Annotated in this window: 2 protein-coding genes; both read right to left on the bottom strand. The window is 63.7% G+C overall.

The window, feature by feature from the left end:
* Positions 1-121: 121 nt before the first annotated feature.
* Entirely contained in the window at positions 122-883 is a 762-nt protein-coding gene (istB, locus tag AC0L3K_RS40495; protein ID WP_007592724.1) for an IS21-like element helper ATPase IstB, read from the bottom strand.
* Positions 884-902: 19 nt separating this feature from the next.
* On the bottom strand, positions 903-1730 hold an 828-nt coding region (locus AC0L3K_RS40500; RefSeq protein WP_473368194.1), incomplete at its 5' end, for a Mu transposase domain-containing protein.

A 1730-nucleotide genomic window follows, 5' to 3' on the forward strand; every position in this document is an offset into this window, starting at 1 on the left:
TGCGGATTCCGGGGATTGCGGCCAGGGATTCCGATTGAACGCGACCATGCATTCCGATCGAAGGCGGCCACCTGTTCCGACGAAGGCGGCCGGAGTGTCGTTGCCGGCATGAGGAGTTGGGTCAGGTTTTCTTGGCTGCGTCAAGATTGGCGCGCTGCGCAGTGATCTTTCGCATGCTGTCTCCCTTGAGTGTGAGGCGGTGAGCATTGTGGACGAGCCGATCCAGGACGGCGTCGGCGATGGTCGGGTCGGCGATGACCTCATGCCAATTTTCGATCGGCACCTGGCTGGTGATGATGGTCGATCCGCGCTGGTGTCGATCGTCGACGACTTCGAGGAGATCGCGACGCTGCTCGCCGGTAAGCGGTGCGAGGCCCCAATCATCGAGGATGAGCAAATCGACCCTCGATAGTGTCTTGAGGAGCCGCGCATAGCGTCCGTCCCCGCGGGCGAGCGCAAGAGCTTCGAACAGCCTTGGCAGGCGATGATATAAGACGGATCGATTATCGCGGCATGCCTTGTGGCCGAGTGCGCAGGCGATCCAGCTCTTGCCGACGCCGGTCGGCCCGGTGATGAGCAAATTTTGCTTGCGGCTGATCCAATCGCCATCGACGAGCTTGGCAAAGAAGGCGCGGTCGATGCCGCGCGGAGCGCGCAGATCGACATCTTCGACGATTGCGGCCTGCCGTAGCGAGGCGAACTTCAGGCGCACGATGAGCCTTTTGTTCTCTCGCTCGGTTGCTTCGCGATCGATCATCAGGCCGAGGCGCTGCTCGAAGGTCAGCGCGGTAACGTCCGGTTGGCGTTGCTGATCGTCGAAGGCCTTGGCCATGCCGGCGAGCCCGAGAGCAGCGAGACGTTCGTGGGTGTGGTTGCTGAGCATAAGGTCTCCTTGTTGGTGGTCAGTGGTAGTAGCCGCGGCCACGGATGTTGCCGTGCTGGATGGGATCGGCCTCGGGGGCGGTGTCGGGAAGGAAGGCTTTGTCCAGGCCGGTCTTGAGGATCGAGGCGATCGACCGATAGCTCGCTGAGCCGATGCTGATCCCACGGCGGCACGCGGCTTCCAGACGTTGCGTCCCATAGGTCTTTTCCAACCGCAGGATGCCGAGACAGGATCGGAAGCCCTGCTCGGGATGGGGCTTTGTCCGCATGATCGCCTGGCCCAGCGCGATCGTGGACGGACCGATCTTCTCGGCGGCGGCCAGCAGACGTGCCGGCGTCCAGAAGGCGTATCGGCGATGTGCGCTCGGCATGTGCTCGGGGATCGTGGTGTGGCGGCGCCTGACGCCTGAGCGTGCGTGGCTGGCGATCCGGGTGCCGCGATGGAACACCTCGATGGTTGCCTCGGTGGCCCGCACCTCGACGACCTGGCGGATCAGGCGAGATGGCACCGAGTAGAAGTGCCCCTGAACCTCGACATGGTAATCCGGCGCTACACGGGCACGACGCCATTCGGCGTACTGATAGGGTTCGGCCGGCAGCGGCATCAGGGCCGGACGATCGATGGTGTCGAAGAACTCGCGGCGGCTGGCACCGAGCTTGCGCATCAGGCGGGCGTTGAGTTCGTCGACCAGGATGCGGATCGCAACGTTCAACTCGGCGAGCGAGAAGAAGCGCCGGTTGCGCAGCCGCGCCAAAATCCATCGCTGGACGATAAGAACCGCCGCCTCCACCTTGGCTTTGTCGCGCGGCTTGCGGGGCCGCGCCGGCATAATGGTGGTGCCGTAATG

The sequence above is a fragment of the Bradyrhizobium sp. MI1.10 genome (assembly GCF_055811035.1).